The following is a 17,372-nucleotide window of genomic DNA, read 5'->3' on the forward strand; positions in this document are numbered from 1 at the left end:
ATTACTTTTCGGCGGCGGACCGGCGGCGGTGGTCGGCGGCCCGCAGGACCAGGACGCGGCGGGTGCGGCCGTCCGCGGCGCGGGGGAAGCGGCGGATCTCGCTGGCGACGCGGCGCTCGCCGAGCGCGTACCGCAGCGGGTCGAGGTGGGCGCAGCGGAGGCCGTGGCCGTCGTGCAGCGGCTGGACGCGGACCTCGCCGTCCGGAGAGGTCACCCGGACCAGCTCCATCAGGGCGGCCAACTGCCGCTCGGGGCCGAACAGTTCGGGGTAGGCGAAGAGCAGGTAGCCGCTCAGGGTGAGCGCGAAGGCGCCGTCCGCGAACGGCAGTCGGGGCAGCGCGGCGGCCACGTACTGCTGCGGGTGCGCGGCCGAGTCGGCGGCGAACAGGCGGCGGGCGCGGTCCCAGCTGCGCAGGTAGCGGTCCGGCCGACAGGAGCGCGGTGACGGGTACAGGTGCGGGCGGGCGGCCATCGCGGTGGCCATCGACGCCCGGGCCGCCAGCGCGTGGGCCGCGACCTCGGGTGCGGGGAGCGCGTACGCCGGGTCGGCGGCGATCACCCGGCAGCCGAGCCGGCGCGCCTCGGCGGCCAGGCCGGCCGCGCCGCCCGGGCAGTCCAGCACCGGGCCCGGCAGCGCAGCGAGTTGGGCCCGGGTGAGGTCGAACAGGTCGCAGTACTCGTCCAGCGGGCGGGAGGTGACCAGGATGTCCCGGCCCAGGGCGCCCGGGTCGGCGGGGGTGTGTGCGGCGGCCACCCGGCCATCCGAACACGGGCCGGCCCCGTCCGCATCCGGAGCACGTCCGGGGCGCGGGCGGGGCCGGTGAGGCGGGCGGGACCGGGGAAGCGGGCGGGACCGGGAAGGCCCGCGGGGTTCAGCGGCCGAGCAGGCCCTGGGCGGCGGCCCGGTTCACGTTGGTCAGGCCGCGGACCAGCTGGGCGGTGAGGATGATGAGCAGCACCCCGACCAGCGAGAAGCCGGCGATCTGCCAGGCCCCCTCGACGTAGTAGACGTGCTGGACGTTGTCGCTGTCGTGGAAGTCGAAGAGCCGGTACCCGCGCCACGGGGTGAAGGCCGGGAAGACCCACTGGTAGAGCGGGTACAGCGCCATCGCCCAGCCGAGCAGCAGGAACACCAGCGACAGGGCGAAGCTGAGGACCGCCCACGGGAACATCACCACCTGGTAGAACGCGGCCTTCCACCCGGCCGGGTCCGCCAGCCGCGCGGTGATCGCCCCCCAGGTGCCCGGGCGGGTCTGGCGCACCGGCGCCGGGGCGGGCACGTCCAGGGCCAGCATGCCGCGCACCCGGGCCCGCTCCATCCGGCCCATGCCGCGGGCGACGGTGGTCAGGAGGGCGAGCACGGGCAGGCCGAGGACGGTGACGAAGGTGCCGACCCCCATGCAGAACAGGATGATCGAGACGGAGAAGCCGATGACCGACAGCGGCAGGCCGGTGAGCGTGTAGCCGATCTCGCGGTAGTAGTGCTTGGAGAACGGCGCCCGCCAGACGGCCGGCGGCTCCTCGGTCCGGTGGGCCCGAGCGGGACGCGGGTCGTCGCCGTAACCACCGAGGACGTCCCACTCGCGGTCCTGCGTGCTTCGGCTGATGCTCATGTCCCGGCCCCGGTCCCTCGTTCTCGGCTGCTGATGGCATCAGTCTGGTCGAACGGCGGGCCGGGGAGGATCCGGAGGCCTGGCGGATCGGGGGTGGGGTTAACCCCCCGGGCCTGACCTGGCAGGCCTGCCCCGGGTCCGCGCCAGATGTCCGCGCCGGACGTCCGCGCCGAAAGGTCAGCCGGCCGCGCCGGTCCACTCGTCGGCGAGCAGCGAGTACAGGTACGAGTCGGACCAGGCGCCACCCTTGTACAGGTCGTGCCGGACCCGCCCCTCCAGCTGGAACCCGAGCCGGACGAGCACCTTGGCGGAGGCGGCGTTGTCCACGTCGACCCGGGCCGCCAGCCGGTGCACGCCGAGGGCCTCGAAGGAGAGCTCACAGAGCAGGCCGGCGATCTCGCCCGCGTAGCCGCGGCCCCAGACGTCGCGGCCCAGCACGTAGCCGAGGTGGGCGGAGCGGTGCTTGCCGAGGGTGAGGGAGGCGTGGGCGATCGGCACGGCGTCCACCGGGTCCTCGGCGTCGTCGCGCCGGGTGACGGCCAGCCGGTAGGTGTCCCGCTCCGGCGCCATCGCCTCCTCCAGGTAGAGCTCGATCTGGTCGGCGCAGGTTTCGCGGTCGCGCGGCTCGAAGGGGAGGTAGCGGGTGACCTCCGGGTCGCCGAACAGCCCGTGCAGCGCGTCCACGTCGCCGGGGGTGTGGTGATACTCGCGGATGGCCAGCCGGGGGCCGGTGAGTCGTACGGGGACCATGGCAGCCGACCCTACTCCCGGCCAGCGGTTACCGTTCGAGCTATGAACGACGAAGACCTGCGGCTCGCCCCGCGCACCAGGGCCGCCGACCTGCTCGCCTGGGCGGCGGAAGAGGACCGCACCCCGGTGGCCGAAGCGCCGCTGCGCGCGGTGCTGGCCCTGCTGGAGCTGGGCGAGGGCAGGATGCACGACGGCTGGCCCGAACTGACCTCGAACGCGGTGGAGCACCTGCTGTACGAGCGGCTCTACCTGTACGTCCAACCCGAACCGGAGGCGGACCCGTTCGCGTACGGCGCCGCCGTCCGGCTGCTGACCGACCACCAGCGGGCCGCCAAGCGGCTCAACGCCAAGCGCCAGGAGCGGCTGCACGCCGAGGCCGAGTGGCAGGGCGAGGTCGCGGCCGGGCTGCTGCGCCGCGCCGACCTGGTGACCTGGCCCCGGCTGTACGCGCTGCTGCTGCACGCGTACGGGGCGGACGTCACGGATCCGGAGGCGGTGCGGGAGTGGCTGACCGGCTTCCGGGAGCTGGCGCAGGAGGAACGGCTGGCCAGGTTCGCCGCACTGGCGCAGACCGGCTGGCTGGACGAGGTGGACGAGCAGGGCTGGAGCCCGACCCGGGTGATCTCGGTCGGCATGGCCACCGACGGCGCGCGCCGGCTGCTGGAGCAGGGCCTGATGCGGCGCAGCTACCGCAACCTGACCGAGCTGACCGCGCTGGGGCGGCCGATGCCGGACGAACTGGCCGGGGACTTCGGGGCGTTCGAGGAGGCGGCGGTGGAGGCCGCGCTCGACCTGTACGGGGAGTGGACGGTGCCCGGGCTGCCGCGACTGCTGGTGGAGGAGTTCCCGGACCTCGCGCCGGAGCCGGGGCAGGAGGAGATCGACGCGTATCTGGCGGGGCTGGCGCAGGAGGAGTTCGACGCCCGCCTGGAGGAGCTGGCGGGATCGGCAGTCCCGGCGGACCCGACGGACCCGGCGCAGGAGTGACGCGGCGAAGCCCCGGCCGCCGGTGCCTTTCGGTTCCGGCGGCCGGGGCTTCGCGGGTGTGTCAGGGGTTGAGGCCGCGCTGCTGGAACCAGGTCTCCGGGTCGACGGGGGCGCCGCCACCGGGGCGGACCTCCACGTGCAGGTGCGCGCCGGTGACGTTGCCGGTGGCGCCGACCTTGCCGATCTGCTGGCCGGAGCCGACCTTGCCGGAGCCCTTGATGATCGAGGAGAGGTGGCAGTACCAGATCTCGGTGCCGTCGGGCAGGGTCTCGACGATCCGGTAGCCGTACGAGCCGGACCAGCCGGCCGAGGTGATGGTGCCCTGGCCGACCGCGTAGACGGGGGTGCCGGTGTCGGCGGCGAAGTCCAGGCCGGTGTGCAGGTGGGCCCAGTAGCGGGCGCTCTGGCCGTAGTGGGCGGTGAGGTGGTAGTCGCGCACCGGCAGGGTGAGGGCGGCGGCCTTGGCCCGCTCGGCCTCCTCGGCGGCCCGCTTGGCCTCGGCCTCCTTGGCGGCGGCCTTGGCCTCCGCCTCCTTCGCGGCCTGGACGCGGGCGTCCTCCTCGGCGGCGGTGCGCTGGCTGTCGGCCTGCAGCTGGATGCGGGCGGCGAGCGCGAGGCCGGGGTCGGCGGAGAGGGCGACCGGGGTTTCGTCCGGGGTCTCGATGGCGGGGGCGGCGGCCGGGGTGGCGGAGGCGAAGCCGGTGGCGCCCAGGGTCGCGGCGACGGCGGTGACGCCGAGCAGCGGGGAGGTCCCACGGACCTGACGCGGCATCCGGTGCCGGTTGGTCTCGGCGTCCGGGCCCGCGTACTCGGGGCCGTCCGGGCCGGGGTGGTCGAGGAGCCGGGTACCTGCTGCGAGGCCGGCCGGGTGTGCCGGGGTGTGCGTCGACGCCACGGAGGCGCGCTCCTTTCCTTCCTTCGCGCCTACCGGGTTAGCTGACGGGTTCGGAGCAGGAAGGTCTCCTACGGCTGGGCCGGAGCCCCGCCGATTCACCCCAAGGAACGTGGTTCCCCGGCTCCCTGACCTGCCCGGAGGCCGGTCGGCGGGATTAGGCGACGGCGCACGGTGCCGTCTGGGTACGGCGTTGAGGACCGCGCTGCGTTATCAAACGTTAATCCTAGGAGGCCCTGATTCCAAGCCGTTCGCCCGGGACGACCGGAGACGGACGGGGCACTCTGGGACGCGAAGGGCGTTTTGTCCACCTTGAGCCCCTTGGGCACGCTTGAACACCATTGACGCCACCTCACGTGATCGGACGTCAACGGACGGCCCTTCATTCAGGCACTCACCGCCAACCTCCCCCGCCCCACAGGGCGCGAAGGCTTGACGGCTAAGGCTATTAGCCTTAGCTTTATGGCTATCGGAAGCACACCGAAGCCCGCACCGGCAGCCCCCGGAGGCCCACCATGAACGCCACCAGCGCCCCCACCACCCAGTACCTCGACGTCACCGGCGGCCGCCTCGCCTACGACGACACCCGGCAGGGCGACGGCACCCCCGTCGTGCTGCTCCCCGGAATGCTCGACACCCGCGCCGCCTACCGGCACCTCCACCCGCTGCTGGCCGCCGCCGGCCGCCGGGTCATCACCATGGACCTGCGCGGCTTCGGCGAATCCTCGATCATCTGGGACGACTACTCCCCCGCCGCCATCGCCACCGACGTCCTCGCCCTGCTCGACCACCTCGGCATCGGCCGCGCCGTCCTGGTCGGCAACTCCTACACCGGCGCGACGGTCGTCAAGGCCGCCGGCGACGCCCCGGAACGGGTCGCCGGCATCGCCCTGATCGACGCCTTCGTCGAGAACCCCCCGCCCGGCGCCCTCATGCGCGGCGCCCTCCGCGTCATGGGCGCCCTGACCGTCCACTCGCCCGCCTTCTGGGGCCTCTACCACCGCAAGCTGGCCTACCCGGGCGCCAAGCCCGCCGACTTCGACACGTACGTGGCCGGACTCGTCGCCGCCATGCGCACCCCCGGCCGCAAGACCGCCACCCGCGGACACGTCGGCGGGGACTCCGCGCCCGTCGGCTGGACCGCGGCCGTCCGCTGCCCCTCGCTCGTCATCATGGGCAGCAAGGACCCCGACTTCCCCAGGCCGGAGGCCGTCGCCGACCGGCAGGCCGCCGCCCTCAACGCGCGGAAGGTCATGATCGACGGATCCGGGCACTACCCGATGGCCGACAACCCGCAGGCCACCGCCGGCGCCCTGCTGCCCTTCCTCGCCGAACTCGCCTGAGCCCCGCCCACCCCGTCCGCCCACGTCAGCCCCGCCCCCACGCGCCGCCCCGCCCCGCCCCGCCACGTACGCCTTCCACCGACGGAGAGCCCACACCATGCCCCGAGTAGGACTCACCCCCGAGCAGGTCGTCGACCACGCCCTCGCCCTCATCGACGAGCAGGGCGCCGACGCCCTCACCCTGGCCGCCGTCGCCGCCCGGGCCGGGGTCGCCACCCCGTCGCTGTACAAGCACGTCAGCGGCGGCCTCACCGAACTGCGGCGGCTCATCGCCGTCCGGGTCACCGAGGAACTCGCCGACCGGCTCGCCGAGGCCGCCGTCGGCCGCAGCGGGGACGACGCCGTCGCCACCGTGCTGCGCGCCTACCACGCGTACGCCACCGAGCACCCGCACCGCTACAACGCCCTCCCCCAGGCCCCGCAGCCGGACGACGACCTCACCCGCGCGGCCGGCCGGCTCGTCGGGGTGATCATCGCCGTCCTGCGGGAGTACGGCCTCGACGGCGCGGAGGCGATCCACGCCGCCCGCACCGTCCGCTCCGTCGCCCACGGCTTCGCCTCCCTCTCCATCGGCGGCGGCTTCCAGCTCGCCGAAGACCTGGCCACCACCCAGAGCCGCCTCATCACCCTCCTCACCACCGGCCTCCGCACCTGGCCCACCCCCTGAGACGCCGGCCACCGCACCGACCGCGGCACGACCCGCCCGGCCTCCCACGACGGCGGAACGGCCAGCGCCCCGGGTGAGGCATGCGTGAGAAGTCGGACCCGCCGACTTCCCGTGCAACAGGCGGACGCGGGGGCGCGCCCGGAAACCGCCGGCGGCAGGGCGTGCGCGCGGCAGGCGCGGCGTACGAGGCAGGCGCAGCAGGCGCGGCGTGCGCGAGAAGTCGGACCCGCCGACTTTCCGTGCGGCGGGCAGGCAGCGGGCCTGGGGGTGGTGGGGGTGGACGGGTTAGTGTGGCCGGGCTGACTGGTGGTCATGACAGGGGACCGCCGACCCCTTGGCGGAGGTCCACGTGCCCGCACCGATAGCGAGGGCGCGGCGGTGGTACCTGCGGCTGCTGGACGGGAACGCCCGGGCCGCGCGGTACGCGCTGGGGGTGCTGCTCGGGGTGACGGCGGTGCTGAGCGTCCTGCCGATCGTGCTGCCGTACAGCTGGCCGCCGTCGGCGCTGGTGCTGCCGCTGGTGGTCGGCGGGCTGCTGTTGCGGCGCGGGCAGCTGCTGGTGCTGGTGTGCGCGGCGCTGGCCGGCGGGGTGCTGGGGGCGGTGGTGCGGGATCCGCTCGGGGTGCGGATCGGGGTGACGCTGGTACTGGCCGCGACCGCGGTGACGGTGCTGGCCGCGAACCGGTTCCGGCACCGGCTGGGTCTGCGCGGGACGCAGGGCGATTCGATGCTGCTGGAGCTGGCCGAGCACACCCGGACGCTGGCCCGGCTTCCGGAGCGGCTGCTCGACTGGCACTTCGACAGTGCGCTGGCGCCGGCCGGCGACACCTCGTTCTCGGGTGACTTCCTGCTGTGCGCGCACCGCCCCGAGGAGGATCTGCTGGAACTGCTGCTGGTGGACGTGTCGGGCAAGGGCAGCCGGGCGGCGGCCCGCTCGACGCACCTGTCGGGCGCGTTCGCGATGCTGCTGGGGCGGGTGCCGCCGGAGGCGTTCCTGCCGGCGGCCAACGACCATCTGGTGCGGATGGGCTGGGAGGACGACTTCGCGACGGCGGTGCACCTCGCGCTGCGTCCGGCGACGGGCGACTACCTGCTGTTCAACGCCGGCCATCCGGCGCCCGCGCAGTTCCGCCGGGCGGACGGCGGCGGCTGGGCGCGGTCGGGGCACGGCGGTCCGGCGCTGGGGCTGGTGTCGGGCGCGCTGTACCCGGCGGTGTCGGGGCGGCTGCGGCGGGGCGATTCGCTGCTGCTGTTCAGTGACGGCCTGGTGGAGGTGCCGGGTCGGGATCTGGACGAGGGGGTGGGTCGGCTGCTGGCGGCGGCCGAGCCGGTGGTGCGGCCGTGGCGGACGCAGCAGCAGCTCACCCGGGGTGCGGCGGAGCGGCTGGTCCGGACGGTGGCGCGGGACGCGGCGGACGACCGGACGCTGGTGCTGGTGCGCCGTCTGGGTCACCATTCACCCGCTTCAGCACCCGCTTGAGAAATAAGGTATGAAGAATTAAGTGCCCGTTCGGGCACCCAGAGGGCACCCACCCCCCGAGAGCGGAAAGGCCGGGTATCCGATGGACCTGACCTCGCCGTGGGTTCCCCCCTCCGAGGACGAGAGCCGGACGCCGCGCAGCAGTCCCACCGCCCGCAGCCCCATGCGCTGCGTGCGCTTACTTCTCGGCTGCACCAGTGCCGCCGAACTGCTCGGCACCGTCCTCGCCGAGGGGCCGGGCTGGATCACCGGCGAGGGTTCCGCGCTCTACCTGCTGGATTCCGCCGGAATGCTCCGGCTGACCGCCTCGCACGGGCTGCCGGACTGGGCCCACGAGCGCTACAGCATCGTCGATCCGGCCGGTGACCTCCCCGCCGCGATGGCCCTGCGGTTACGCCGCCCCTACCTGCTCAGTCCCGAGCACACCAGCGTCGACTACCCGAACAAGAACGCCGGCATGGGCACCGGCATGGTCGCCGTGATCGCCCTGCCGATGGTCGTCGACGAGCGGCCGGTCGGCGTCCTCGCCCTCGCGCTGGCCCACCGGGGCACCGTCCCCCGCCGCGACCTGGACGTCCTGGAGACCATCGGCGAGGCCTGCGCCCACCGGCTGTCCCACCTGCTCGACCACGCGGACGCCCGGATACCCCAGGATCCGGCCGGGGCGCCGCCGGACGGGGCCGGCAGCCGCCCCGCCGGGCTGGCCCACCCGATGCTGTCGCTCGCCGTCCGGGCGGCCGGGCACGGCGCCTTCGAACGCGATCTGGTCACCGGCGAGAGCTACTGGGACGCCGCGGCGTTCCGGGTCACCGGCCAGCCCGCCACCGCCGACGGCTCCGCCCCGGAGCTGGACCGGATCGTCCACCCGGAGGACCTGCCGGACGTGCAGGCGGCGCTCGCCGAGTCGCTCACCACCGGCGGGTGGTACCGGATCGGGTACCGGGTGCTGCGCGGGGGCGGCAGGGTGGCGCGGATCGAGGAGACCGGCGAGGTGATGCTGGACGTCCACGGTCGGCCGGTCCGGGTCGCCGGGCTGCTCTCCGACCGGGACCAGGGCCGGGGCCGAGACCGGGACCGGGACCGGGAACACCCCGGGCAGCAGGCCGGGCACCAGCAGCCCGAGGAGCAGTCCACCCCGGCCGGGGCACGGACGGCGCTGCTGCTCGCGCTCACCCGGTCGCTGTCGCGGGCGGTGACCGTCCGGGACGTCACCACCGCCGTCACGGACGTCGCCCGCCCGGCGTTCGGCGCCGCCAGCATCGTCCTGGACCTGGTGGACGAGGGCCGGCTGCTGCCCGTCTCGCACACCGTGTACGGCGGGCCCAGGCGCACCGAGCTGACCCGGCTGGCGGACCTCTCCGAGAACGTGATGCAGCACGCGCTGACCCGCTCGGCCCCGCTGTTCAGCGAGCCCGGCCCGGACCGGGGCCGGCACGGCCCGCTCACCCCGGCCTCCTGGGCGGTGCTGCCGCTGGTCGCCTCCGGGCGGCAGGTGGGCTCCTGCCTGATCACCTTCTCCGCCGAGCGGGCGTTCGGCCGGGAGGACCGCACCCTGTACTCGGCCTTCGCCGGGATCCTGGCGCAGTCCCTGGAGCGGGCCCGGCTGTACGACACCCACCATCACCGCGCCACCGAGCTGCAGCGCGCGATGCTGCCGCGCACCCTGCCCCGGCTGCCCGGGATCGCCAGTGCCGCCCGCTATCTGCCGAGCACCGAGGGCATGCAGATCGGCGGCGACTGGTACGACCTACTGAGACTGCCGGACGGCCGGATCGGGCTGGTGATCGGCGACGTCCAGGGCCACAACGCGGAGGCGACGGCGGTGATGGGCCAGCTGCGCAGCGGCCTGCGGGCGTACGCGACGGACGGGCACGATCCGGCCGCCACGCTGGCCCGGACCAGCCGGCTGCTGACCGAGCTGGACACCGACCTGTTCGCGACCTGCCTCTTCCTGGCCCTGGACCCGGCCGACGGCGCGCTGACCGCGGCCCGGGCCGGGCATCCCGCGCCGGTGCGGATCGCGGACGGCAGGGCCGTCGAGCTCGACCTGCCGGGCGGGCCGCCGCTGGGCGTGGACCCGGGGCAGCCGTACCCGCTGACGGTCGGCCGGCTGGCGGTCGGCGAGACGCTGCTGGTGTACACCGACGGGCTGGTCGAGGACCGCGAGGAGGACTACGACGAGTCGGTGCAGCGAATGCTCGGCGGGCTGGAGCTGTGGGCCCGGCAGACCGGCCCGACCCGGGTCGGCGCGGCGCCCGCGCTGGAGCGGCTGGCCGACCTGCTCACGCTGAACGTGACCGAGCGGCGGTCCCGGCCGGACGACGTGGCGCTGTTGCTCCTGCACCGGACGTCGCCCCTTCCGTAACACCGTGCACACGTTCCCCACACATCCCGGGACGTGACTCGGCCATCTGCCGCCCGGCCCGGCCGACGCGCCGCAGGCGCCCCACCGGGGACGAACGTCCTCGGGCCGTCCGGATCGCGGTCGAACGGCGCCGGTTTGACGCCGTATTGACTGGATATTGACGAGATCCGGTCACTTGGCGAGATCCGTTCACACCTTCGTAGGATCATCACCCTAGAATTCGCGGCGTGACGATGACTCAGTGGTGCACAACGGCAACCGGCGTACTCGCCGCCCTCGCCCTCGTGGCCACCGCCCGGTACCGCGCCGTGTCCGTCACCCAGCGCCGCCGCGCCGACCGGCTGCGACGCGACCTCGCCCGGCTCCAGGAGCAGCTGGGCGCCGAACTCTCCCGCCGCGGCGCCGACCTGGCCGCCGTCCAGCAGGAGCAGGAACTCACCGCCTCCACCCAGCGGGCCTTCCTCAGCGTCGCCCGCCGCATCCTCGTCATGGCCCACGACCAGCAGGCCCTGCTCGACGAGATGGAACGCACCCACGACGACCCGGCGCTGCTGGAGGGCCTGCTCAAGGCCGACCACGCCGCCGCCCAACAGGCCCGGCTGGCCCAGACCCTGGCCGTGCTGTGCGGCGCGCGGGCCGGCCGGCACTGGCCCGAGCCGGTCTCGCTGGAGGACGTCGTGCGCGGCGCCCAGTCCCGCATCCTGCCGTTCCAGCGGGTGGTGGTCCGCAGCCGGATCGAGACCGCGGTGGTCGGCGCCGCCGCCGAGGCGCTGATCCACGCCGTCGCCGAGCTGCTGGACAACGCCACCCGCTACTCCCCGCCCAGCACCCAGGTGTTCGTCACCCTGATGCCGGTGCACAACGGAGCCGTCATCGAGATCGACGACGGTGGCGTCGGCATGCCGGAACAGGCCGTCGCCAAGGCCGCCGCCGCCCTCGCCGGCGGCACCAGCCTGGAGGTCTCCCGGCTCGGCGAGGTGCCGCAGCTGGGCCTCGCCGCGGTCGGCCGGCTGGCCGAGCAGTACGGCTTCCGGGTCACCCTCAGCTCGGCGCCCTCGCCGTACGGCGGCGTCCGCGTCGTCGTGATGCTGCCGAACGCCCTGCTCACCGAACCGCTGCCGCCCACCGTCCCCGGCCTCGGACCGGACGACCGGGCGTTCAGCACCGACCTCCGGCCGACCGGACACCCCGCCGGACACCCCCTGGTGGAGACCCCGCCGGCCGGCCGACCCCCCGCGGCCGCCGACACCCCGCCGCCGCTGCCCCGCCGGAGCCACCGACGCGACCGCGCCGCCCGCCCCGCCCAACACGCCTCTCCCGCGCCGCCGCCCGCCCCGCCGTACCGCTCGGCCCGGGACGCGCAGGCGTTCATGGCGATGTTCCAGGCCGGCACCGCCAGCGGCCGATCGGCCGCCCGGGTCCAGGCCCAGCACGACCCTTCCCTGCCCGCTTCCCCCCGACTTCCCCAGCGCTCCGGAGAGTTCCATGACCACCACCCCTGATCTCGGCTGGATGCTCGCCGACATCGTCAACGTCCCGCAGGTCCAGCACGCCGTCGTCGTCTCCAACGACGGCCTGGAGATCGGCCGCAGCGCGAACATCGCGCGCGAGGACGCCGAACGGCTCGCCGCCGCCTGCTCCGGACTCCAGTCGCTGGCCCGCGGCGTCGCGACCGGGTTCGGCGGACCGGGCAGCGCCACCCGCCAGATCATCATCGAGTACGGCGGCGGCTACCTGTTCATCGTCGCCGCCGGGGCCGGCGCGCACCTGGCCGTGGTGACCAGCGACGCCGTGGACGCCGGCCTGGTCGCCTACCAGATGCAGGTCCTGGTCGAACGGATCGGCAGCCACCTCACCAGCCCGCCGCGGGTCGACCACGCGGCGGGGGGGCACCGGTGAGCGGGCCGGTCCGGCCCTACGTCATCACCGGCGGCCGCAGCCGGTCCACCCGGGCCGAGCTGGCCGTCGAGAGCCTGGTCAGCGCGTTACCCGAGCCGCCGGAGCTCCCCGACCACGCCCTGCTCAACCGCGAGCACCGGCGCATCCTCGCGCTCTGCCACAGCCTGCTGTCGATCGCCGAGGTGGCGGCCCACCTGGGGCTGCCGCTCGGCGTCGTCAAGGTGCTGGTCGGCGACCTCTGGGACCTCGGCGCCGTCCAGGTCCTCCCGCCCGTCCCGCAGGCCGAACGCCTGCCCGCAACCCTTCTGGAAGAGGTGCTCGTTGGCCTCCGCCAACTCCGCTGAAGCCCCCGGGGCCACCGCCGACCTGCCCGCCGAGCCGCGGTACCTGCCGTCCTCGGTCCAGGGCGCGGTGAAGATCCTGGTCACCGGCCCGTTCGGGGTCGGCAAGACCACGCTGGTCGGCTCGCTCAGCGAGATCACTCCGCTGCGCACCGAGGAGACGATGACCGCCGCCAGCAGCGGCATCGACGACCTCACCGGGCGCGCCGGCAAGACCACCACCACGGTCGCGCTCGACTTCGGCCGGATCACGCTCAACCCGCGGCTCGCGCTGTACCTGTTCGGCACGCCCGGCCAGCGGCGGTTCTGGCCGCTCTGGGACGACCTGTCGCGCGGCGCGCTCGGCGCCATCGCCATGGTCGACCTGCGCCGCCCGGACGAGAGCTTCGACGTGCTCGGCCGCCTGGAGGAGCAGCGCATCCCGTTCGCCGTGGCGGTCAACACCTTCTCGGACACGCCGAGTTACCCCGAGGAGGAGCTGCGCTCCGCCCTCGACCTGCTGCCGGAGGTACCGATCCTGCACTGCGACGCCCGCGACCGGCGGCAGTCCTACGACCTGCTGATCGACTTCGTCGACCACCTGCACCGCAGCTCGATCCTGGAGCTCCAGGGATGACCGCGCCCGAACCCGGCACCGCCTCCCCCGGCTGCCCGTTCCCGCACGGCGGCAGCCTGCCCGCAGGCCTCCCGCTGACCCCGCTGTACGGCCCCGCCGTCGCCGAGGACCCGCACGGCCTGTACGCCCGGCTGCGCCAGCGCTACGGCCCGGTCGCGCCGATCGAGCTGGAGCCCGGAGTCGAGGCCTGGCTCGTCCTCGGCTACGCCGAACTGCTCGAACTCACCCGCAACGAGGCGCTGTTCTCCAAGGACTCGCGCCGCTGGCGGGTGCCCGCCGAGGGCCGGCTGGCCCCCGACTCCCGGCTGCTGCCGATGACCTCCTGGCGGCCCACCCTGCTCAACCTGGACGGCGCCGAGCACCAGCGGCTGCGCTCCGCCGTCTCGGACACCCTCTCCCAGATCGACCACCGCCAGCTGCGCGAGACCACCGAGGCCTGCGCCAACGACCTCATCGACAGCTGGGGCCCGGACGGCACCGCCGACCTGATCGCCCAGTACGCCCGCCCGCTGCCGCTGCTGGTCTTCACCCAGCTGGTCGGCCTGCCCCGCGAGGCCGGGCCCCACCTGGTCGAGCTGATCAGCCACTTCGTGGACAGCGGCCCCAAGTCGGTGCGCGCCAACGCCGAGTTCCAGGCGATCCTGGTCGACCTGGTCCGGCGCCGCCGGACCGCCCCCAGCGCCGACCTCACCTCCTGGCTGCTCGCCCACCCGGCCGGGCTCACCGACGAGGAGGCCGTGCACCACCTGGTGGTGATGCTGGTCGCGGGCAACGAGACCAGCATCAACTGGACCGGCAACACGCTGCGGCTGCTGCTCACCGACCGCCGGTTCCGGGCCACCCTCACCGGCGGGCGGCTCACCGTCTCCGACGCGCTGGAGGAGGTGCTCTGGCGCGACCCGCCGACGCAGAACTTCCCCGGCCGCTGGGCCACCGGCGACACCGTCCTCGGCGGCCAGTACATCAGCGCCGGCGACATGCTCGTCCTCGGCCTGGCCGCGGCCAACGCCGACCCGGCCGCCCAGGGCGTCGCCTCCGCCGCCCAGGGCTCGCTCGGCGGCAACCGGGCCCACCTCGCCTGGGGCGCCGGACGGCACGTCTGCCCGGCCCAGCACCCGGCCCGGATCATCGTCGAGACCGCCGTCGAGACCCTGCTGCACCGCCTGCCCGATCTCCAACTCGCCGTCCCCGCCGGCGACCTGGGATGGCGCCCGTCCCCGTGGTCACGGGCCCTGCTCGGCCTGCCGGTGCTGTACAGCGCCTTCACCCCGCCCCGCCCGCCAGCCCCCGAGAGGCCCGCATGGACACCGCCGTCGACCCCCGACCCGAGCCCATCAGACTCGACCCCTTCGGACGCGACCAGCACCAGGAGAACGCCCGCCTCCGGGCGGCCGGCCCCGCGGTCCTGGTGGAGCTCCCTGGCGGGGTGGTGGTCTGGGCGATAACCCACCACGACACCCTCCAGGCGCTGCTCGCCGACCACCGGGTGGGCAAGAACGCCCAGCTGTGGACGACCTTCCGGGAGGGCCGGCTGCCCCAGGGCTGGCCGCTGCTCAACTTCGTCACCGTGCCCGGCATGGTCACCGCCGACGGCGACGACCACCGGCGGCTGCGCGGCCTGGTCAGCCAGGCCTTCACCCCGCGCCGAATAGCCGACCTGGCGCCCGCGATCGAGGCCCGCGCCGTCTCGCTGCTCGACCGGGTCGCCGAGCTGGACGGGGCGTTCGACCTGCGCGAGCACTTCGCCTACCCGCTGCCGATGCAGGTGATCGGCGAGCTGCTCGGCCTGGCGCTGGAGGAGCAGGACAGGCTGCACGAGCTCTCCGACACCCTGGTCTCCAGCTCGGCCACCCCGGCGGCGGCCGCCGCCGCGCAGCAGGCCCTGTACGCGCTGCTGGGCTCCGTGGTGGCGGCCAAGCGGGCCACGCCCGGCGACGACCTCACCACCGACCTGATCGCCGCCCGCGAGGCCGGGGACCGGCTCAGCGAGGCCGAACTGGTCGGCACCCTGCTGCTGATGCTGGTCGCCGGGCACGAGACCACGCTCAACCTGATCACCAACGCCGTCCGGGCCCTGCTCGCCGACCCCGACCAGCTGCGGCTGGTGCTCTCCGGCGAGCAGCCGTGGTCGGCGGTCATCGAGGAGACGCTGCGCTACGACTCGCCGGTCGGCCAGTTCCCGCTGCGCTACGCGACCGAGGACATCGAGGTCGGTGACGTGGTGATCCGGCGCGGCGAGGCGCTGCTCGCCTCCTACGCGGCGGCCGGCCGCGACGCCGGGCACCACCCGGACGCCGACCGCTTCGACGTCACCCGGCGGCCCAACCGGCACCTGTCGCTCGGCCACGGCCCGCACTTCTGCCTCGGCTCCGGACTGGCCCGGCTGGAGGCCGAGACCGCGCTGCGGCACCTGTTCGGACGGTTCCCCGGGCTGGCCCTCGCCGAGGGCGACGCGCCGGAGCCGATCGGCTCCTTCATCAGCAACAGCGTGCGAACCCTGCGGGTGACGGTCTGAGCCGCCCGGTTACCTGAAGGCGGCCCGGGTCGTTCGGCAGTGCATGAAGAAACTCGCCACCCTGGCCGCCCTCACCATGGCGGGCCTCGCGCTCGCCGCCCCGGCGGCGTCCGCCACCACCCAGACCGCGAGCTCCCCGGACGCCACCGGGGGCCTCACCGACGGTCTCAACCTCTCCCCGGCCGACCTCGCCATCCACGCCGCCGGCAAGTTGCCGGTGGTCGGCCACACCGCCCAGGAGGTGGAGGCCGTCGGCACCAACCAGATGACCCACCCGGGGCTCAGCGGTCAGATCGGCTGACCCGGATCGCCTGACCCGGATCGGCTGACCACGCCCACCGGGCACCGCCCCGGTTGCCGCCACCCCCGTCGGCGGCAACCGGGGCTTCGCCGTTCCCGGGCCCGCGCCACCCAGCACCGCCCGGCCCGCGCCGCCGGGCCCGCTCAGCGCCGATCTGACCGCGAGAAGCCCGCTCAGAAGAGGCCGTTCAGCTCCTGGTAGGTCAGCCCGCCCTCCAGGGCGGTGTAGGTACCGCTCGCGTACACCTCCGCGGCGGCCCGGCGCACCGCCGCGTACGCCACCTCGGCCAGCCCGGGGCCGAGGCTCACCCGGGCCACGCCCAGCTTCGCCAGCTCCGGGACGGACGGCGCGCCCGGCCCCGCCAGCACGTTCAGCGGCACCGGGACGGCCGCGGCCAGCGCGGCGATCGTCTCCTGGTCCGCGACACCGGGCACGAACACGCCGTCCGCACCCGCCTCGACGTAGGCCCGCAGCCGGCGCACCGCGTCGTCCAGCCGGCCCTCCGGCGCGCCGATCCTGTGCAGGAACACGTCGGTGCGCGCGTTGACGTAGGCGGGCACGCCCGCCGCGTCCGCCGCCGCCCGGGCCGCCGCGATCCGCTCGGCGGCCTCGGCCACCGGCCGGCCCTCGTCCTCCAGGTTGACGCCGACCGCGCCGGTGGCCAGCAGCGCGGCGACGGACTCGCCGACGCCGGCGGCGGTCCGCGCGAAGCCGCTCTCCAGGTCGGCGGTGACCGGCAGGTCCACCGCACGGACCACCTGCGCCGTCCGTACGAGGACCTGTTCGAGGTCGGCGCCGCCGCCGTCCCGGCTGCCGAGCGACCAGGAGACGCTCGCACTGGCCGTCGCCACCGCCCGCGCTCCGGCGGCGGCGACCAGGCGGGCGCTCGCCGCGTCCCACACGTTGGCGAGCACCAGCGGCTCGCCCGGCCGGTGCAGTTCCCGGAGCAGCCGGGCCTTCTCCTGCTGGACGTCCACCATGTCCGCCATGTTCGTCATGTCCCCGGGCCTCACTTGGCGGCCGGGCTGAGCCGGGAGGCCACCCCGATCCGGTTCCAGGCGTTGATGGTGACGATCAGCGCGATCAGCTGGGCCAGCTCGGTCTCGTCGAACTGGGCGGCGGCCTCGGCGTAGACCGCGTCCGGGACGTGGCCCTGGGTCAGCAGGGTGACCGACTCGGTGAGGGCCAGCGCGGCCCGCTCCCGGGCGGTGAACCAGGGGGTCTCGCGCCAGGCCGGGAGGGAGAGCAGCCGGTGGTCCTGCTCGCCGCCCTTCAGGGCGTCGGTGCTGTGCATGTCGATGCAGAAGGCGCAGCCGTTGATCATCGAGGCGTGCACCTTGACCAGCTCGGCGAGCGTGTGGTCGATGCCCTTCCGGGCGGCGCGGTCCACCGCGATCATGGCCTGGTAGAAGTCGGGGGCCAGGCTGTGCAGCGCGAGGCGCTGGGCGGGGGCCGGGACCGGGGCCTCGGTCGGCTGGTGCTCGTTCGTCGTCATGGCCACCAGCCTAGGGACCTGGTGGACCTGTTCCCTGGTGCATTTGAACCGCGAAATCCTGGGCCACTTCGGCCTGCGCCCGGCCGTGGGGCGAGTGTGCCACGGCGG

General features: G+C 74.7%; 18 protein-coding genes and 1 riboswitch. Of the genes, 12 read left to right on the forward strand and 6 right to left on the reverse strand.

Going from position 1 to position 17,372, the window contains the following annotated elements; genetic code table 11:
* Position 1 precedes the first annotated feature (1 nt).
* The 3 genes from A6F73_RS15190 to A6F73_RS15200 form a co-directional block, all read right to left on the reverse strand.
* The gene (locus A6F73_RS15190) at positions 2-754 is read right to left on the reverse strand and encodes a hypothetical protein (protein WP_063348299.1); all 753 of its coding nucleotides are present in this window, start codon (positions 752-754) and stop codon (positions 2-4) included.
* 118 nt (positions 755-872) lie between these two features.
* Positions 873-1,613, reverse strand: a complete 741-nt coding sequence (locus A6F73_RS15195; protein WP_244293393.1) for a sensor domain-containing protein — start codon at positions 1,611-1,613, stop codon at positions 873-875.
* Positions 1,614-1,790: 177 nt separating this feature from the next.
* Positions 1,791-2,363 carry a GNAT family protein gene (locus tag A6F73_RS15200; protein WP_063348300.1) on the reverse strand — a complete coding sequence of 191 codons (573 nt, stop codon included), beginning with the start codon at positions 2,361-2,363 and terminating at the stop codon, positions 1,791-1,793.
* A 42-nt stretch (positions 2,364-2,405) separates the two neighbouring features.
* Here A6F73_RS15200 and A6F73_RS15205 point away from each other — a divergent pair, with 42 nt between their 5' ends.
* A complete protein-coding gene (locus tag A6F73_RS15205) occupies positions 2,406-3,350 on the forward strand; it encodes a hypothetical protein (protein ID WP_063348301.1) in 945 nt (314 codons plus the stop codon).
* Positions 3,351-3,411: 61 nt separating this feature from the next.
* Here the strand turns inward: A6F73_RS15205 and A6F73_RS15210 are convergent, their stop codons facing one another.
* The gene (locus tag A6F73_RS15210; protein ID WP_063348302.1) at positions 3,412-4,245 is read right to left on the reverse strand and encodes a M23 family metallopeptidase; all 834 of its coding nucleotides are present in this window, start codon (positions 4,243-4,245) and stop codon (positions 3,412-3,414) included.
* 12 nt (positions 4,246-4,257) lie between these two features.
* Positions 4,258-4,416: riboswitch (cyclic di-AMP (ydaO/yuaA leader) on the reverse strand.
* A gap of 341 nt (positions 4,417-4,757) precedes the next feature.
* Here A6F73_RS15210 and A6F73_RS15215 point away from each other — a divergent pair.
* The 11 genes from A6F73_RS15215 (at position 4,758) to A6F73_RS15260 (ending at position 15,769) form a co-directional block, all read left to right on the forward strand.
* Complete coding sequence (locus A6F73_RS15215) at positions 4,758-5,585, forward strand: alpha/beta hydrolase (protein ID WP_063348303.1); 828 nt, start codon at positions 4,758-4,760, stop codon at positions 5,583-5,585.
* Between the two features lie 97 nt (positions 5,586-5,682).
* Positions 5,683-6,252 (forward strand): TetR-like C-terminal domain-containing protein, encoded by a 570-nt coding sequence (locus tag A6F73_RS15220; RefSeq protein WP_063348304.1) that lies wholly within the window; start codon positions 5,683-5,685, stop codon positions 6,250-6,252.
* 349 nt (positions 6,253-6,601) lie between these two features.
* Positions 6,602-7,732, forward strand: coding sequence for a PP2C family protein-serine/threonine phosphatase (locus tag A6F73_RS15225; RefSeq protein WP_079135705.1), 1,131 nt, complete (start codon positions 6,602-6,604; stop codon positions 7,730-7,732).
* Positions 7,733-7,814: 82 nt separating this feature from the next.
* A complete protein-coding gene (locus A6F73_RS15230; protein ID WP_063348305.1) occupies positions 7,815-10,097 on the forward strand; it encodes a SpoIIE family protein phosphatase in 2,283 nt (760 codons plus the stop codon).
* Between the two features lie 233 nt (positions 10,098-10,330).
* Complete coding sequence (locus tag A6F73_RS15235; protein ID WP_063348306.1) at positions 10,331-11,599, forward strand: sensor histidine kinase; 1,269 nt, start codon at positions 10,331-10,333, stop codon at positions 11,597-11,599.
* On the forward strand, positions 11,583-11,996 hold the full coding sequence (locus A6F73_RS15240) for a roadblock/LC7 domain-containing protein (RefSeq protein ID WP_063348307.1): 414 nt from the start codon (positions 11,583-11,585) through the stop codon (positions 11,994-11,996). The genes A6F73_RS15235 and A6F73_RS15240 overlap by 17 nt, the downstream gene beginning before the upstream one ends.
* Positions 11,993-12,340: a DUF742 domain-containing protein gene (locus tag A6F73_RS15245; protein WP_063348308.1), complete on the forward strand. Its 348-nt coding sequence runs from the start codon at positions 11,993-11,995 to the stop codon at positions 12,338-12,340. Before A6F73_RS15240 ends, A6F73_RS15245 begins: the two co-directional genes overlap by 4 nt.
* A gap of 22 nt (positions 12,341-12,362) precedes the next feature.
* On the forward strand, positions 12,363-12,953 hold the full coding sequence (locus A6F73_RS15250; protein WP_063351226.1) for an ATP/GTP-binding protein: 591 nt from the start codon (positions 12,363-12,365) through the stop codon (positions 12,951-12,953).
* Positions 12,950-14,398, forward strand: coding sequence for a cytochrome P450 (locus tag A6F73_RS43140; protein ID WP_244293394.1), 1,449 nt, complete (start codon positions 12,950-12,952; stop codon positions 14,396-14,398). Before A6F73_RS15250 ends, A6F73_RS43140 begins: the two co-directional genes overlap by 4 nt.
* Positions 14,362-15,468: a cytochrome P450 gene (locus tag A6F73_RS15255; RefSeq protein ID WP_244293395.1), complete on the forward strand. Its 1,107-nt coding sequence runs from the start codon at positions 14,362-14,364 to the stop codon at positions 15,466-15,468. The genes A6F73_RS43140 and A6F73_RS15255 overlap by 37 nt, the downstream gene beginning before the upstream one ends.
* A 43-nt stretch (positions 15,469-15,511) precedes the next feature.
* A complete protein-coding gene (locus A6F73_RS15260) occupies positions 15,512-15,769 on the forward strand; it encodes a hypothetical protein (RefSeq protein ID WP_063348310.1) in 258 nt (85 codons plus the stop codon).
* A 173-nt stretch (positions 15,770-15,942) separates the two neighbouring features.
* Here A6F73_RS15260 and A6F73_RS15265 read toward each other — a convergent pair whose 3' ends face one another.
* A complete protein-coding gene (locus A6F73_RS15265; RefSeq protein WP_244293396.1) occupies positions 15,943-16,767 on the reverse strand; it encodes an isocitrate lyase/phosphoenolpyruvate mutase family protein in 825 nt (274 codons plus the stop codon).
* Between the two features lie 11 nt (positions 16,768-16,778).
* Positions 16,779-17,264 (reverse strand): carboxymuconolactone decarboxylase family protein, encoded by a 486-nt coding sequence (locus A6F73_RS15270; protein WP_063348311.1) that lies wholly within the window; start codon positions 17,262-17,264, stop codon positions 16,779-16,781.
* Positions 17,265-17,372: the final 108 nt, after the last annotated feature.

It is taken from the genome of Streptomyces sp. MJM8645, from assembly GCF_001625365.1.
GTDB lineage: Bacteria > Actinomycetota > Actinomycetes > Streptomycetales > Streptomycetaceae > Kitasatospora.

What these genes read in the sequence shown, in the direction of transcription:
- A6F73_RS15200 (WP_063348300.1), bottom strand. Translation starts at nt 2,363, where the DNA reads ATGGTCCCCGTACGACTCACCGGCCCCCGGCTGGCCATCCGCGAGTAT.
- A6F73_RS43140 (WP_244293394.1), top strand. Translation starts at nt 12,950, where the DNA reads ATGACCGCGCCCGAACCCGGCACCGCCTCCCCCGGCTGCCCGTTCCCG.
- A6F73_RS15220 (WP_063348304.1), top strand. Translation starts at nt 5,683, where the DNA reads ATGCCCCGAGTAGGACTCACCCCCGAGCAGGTCGTCGACCACGCCCTC.
- A6F73_RS15230 (WP_063348305.1), top strand. Translation starts at nt 7,815, where the DNA reads ATGGACCTGACCTCGCCGTGGGTTCCCCCCTCCGAGGACGAGAGCCGG.
- A6F73_RS15265 (WP_244293396.1), bottom strand. Translation starts at nt 16,767, where the DNA reads ATGACGAACATGGCGGACATGGTGGACGTCCAGCAGGAGAAGGCCCGG.
- A6F73_RS15260 (WP_063348310.1), top strand. Translation starts at nt 15,512, where the DNA reads ATGAAGAAACTCGCCACCCTGGCCGCCCTCACCATGGCGGGCCTCGCG.
- A6F73_RS15240 (WP_063348307.1), top strand. Translation starts at nt 11,583, where the DNA reads ATGACCACCACCCCTGATCTCGGCTGGATGCTCGCCGACATCGTCAAC.
- A6F73_RS15205 (WP_063348301.1), top strand. Translation starts at nt 2,406, where the DNA reads ATGAACGACGAAGACCTGCGGCTCGCCCCGCGCACCAGGGCCGCCGAC.
- A6F73_RS15195 (WP_244293393.1), bottom strand. Translation starts at nt 1,613, where the DNA reads ATGAGCATCAGCCGAAGCACGCAGGACCGCGAGTGGGACGTCCTCGGT.
- A6F73_RS15235 (WP_063348306.1), top strand. Translation starts at nt 10,331, where the DNA reads ATGACTCAGTGGTGCACAACGGCAACCGGCGTACTCGCCGCCCTCGCC.
- A6F73_RS15215 (WP_063348303.1), top strand. Translation starts at nt 4,758, where the DNA reads ATGAACGCCACCAGCGCCCCCACCACCCAGTACCTCGACGTCACCGGC.
- A6F73_RS15270 (WP_063348311.1), bottom strand. Translation starts at nt 17,264, where the DNA reads ATGACGACGAACGAGCACCAGCCGACCGAGGCCCCGGTCCCGGCCCCC.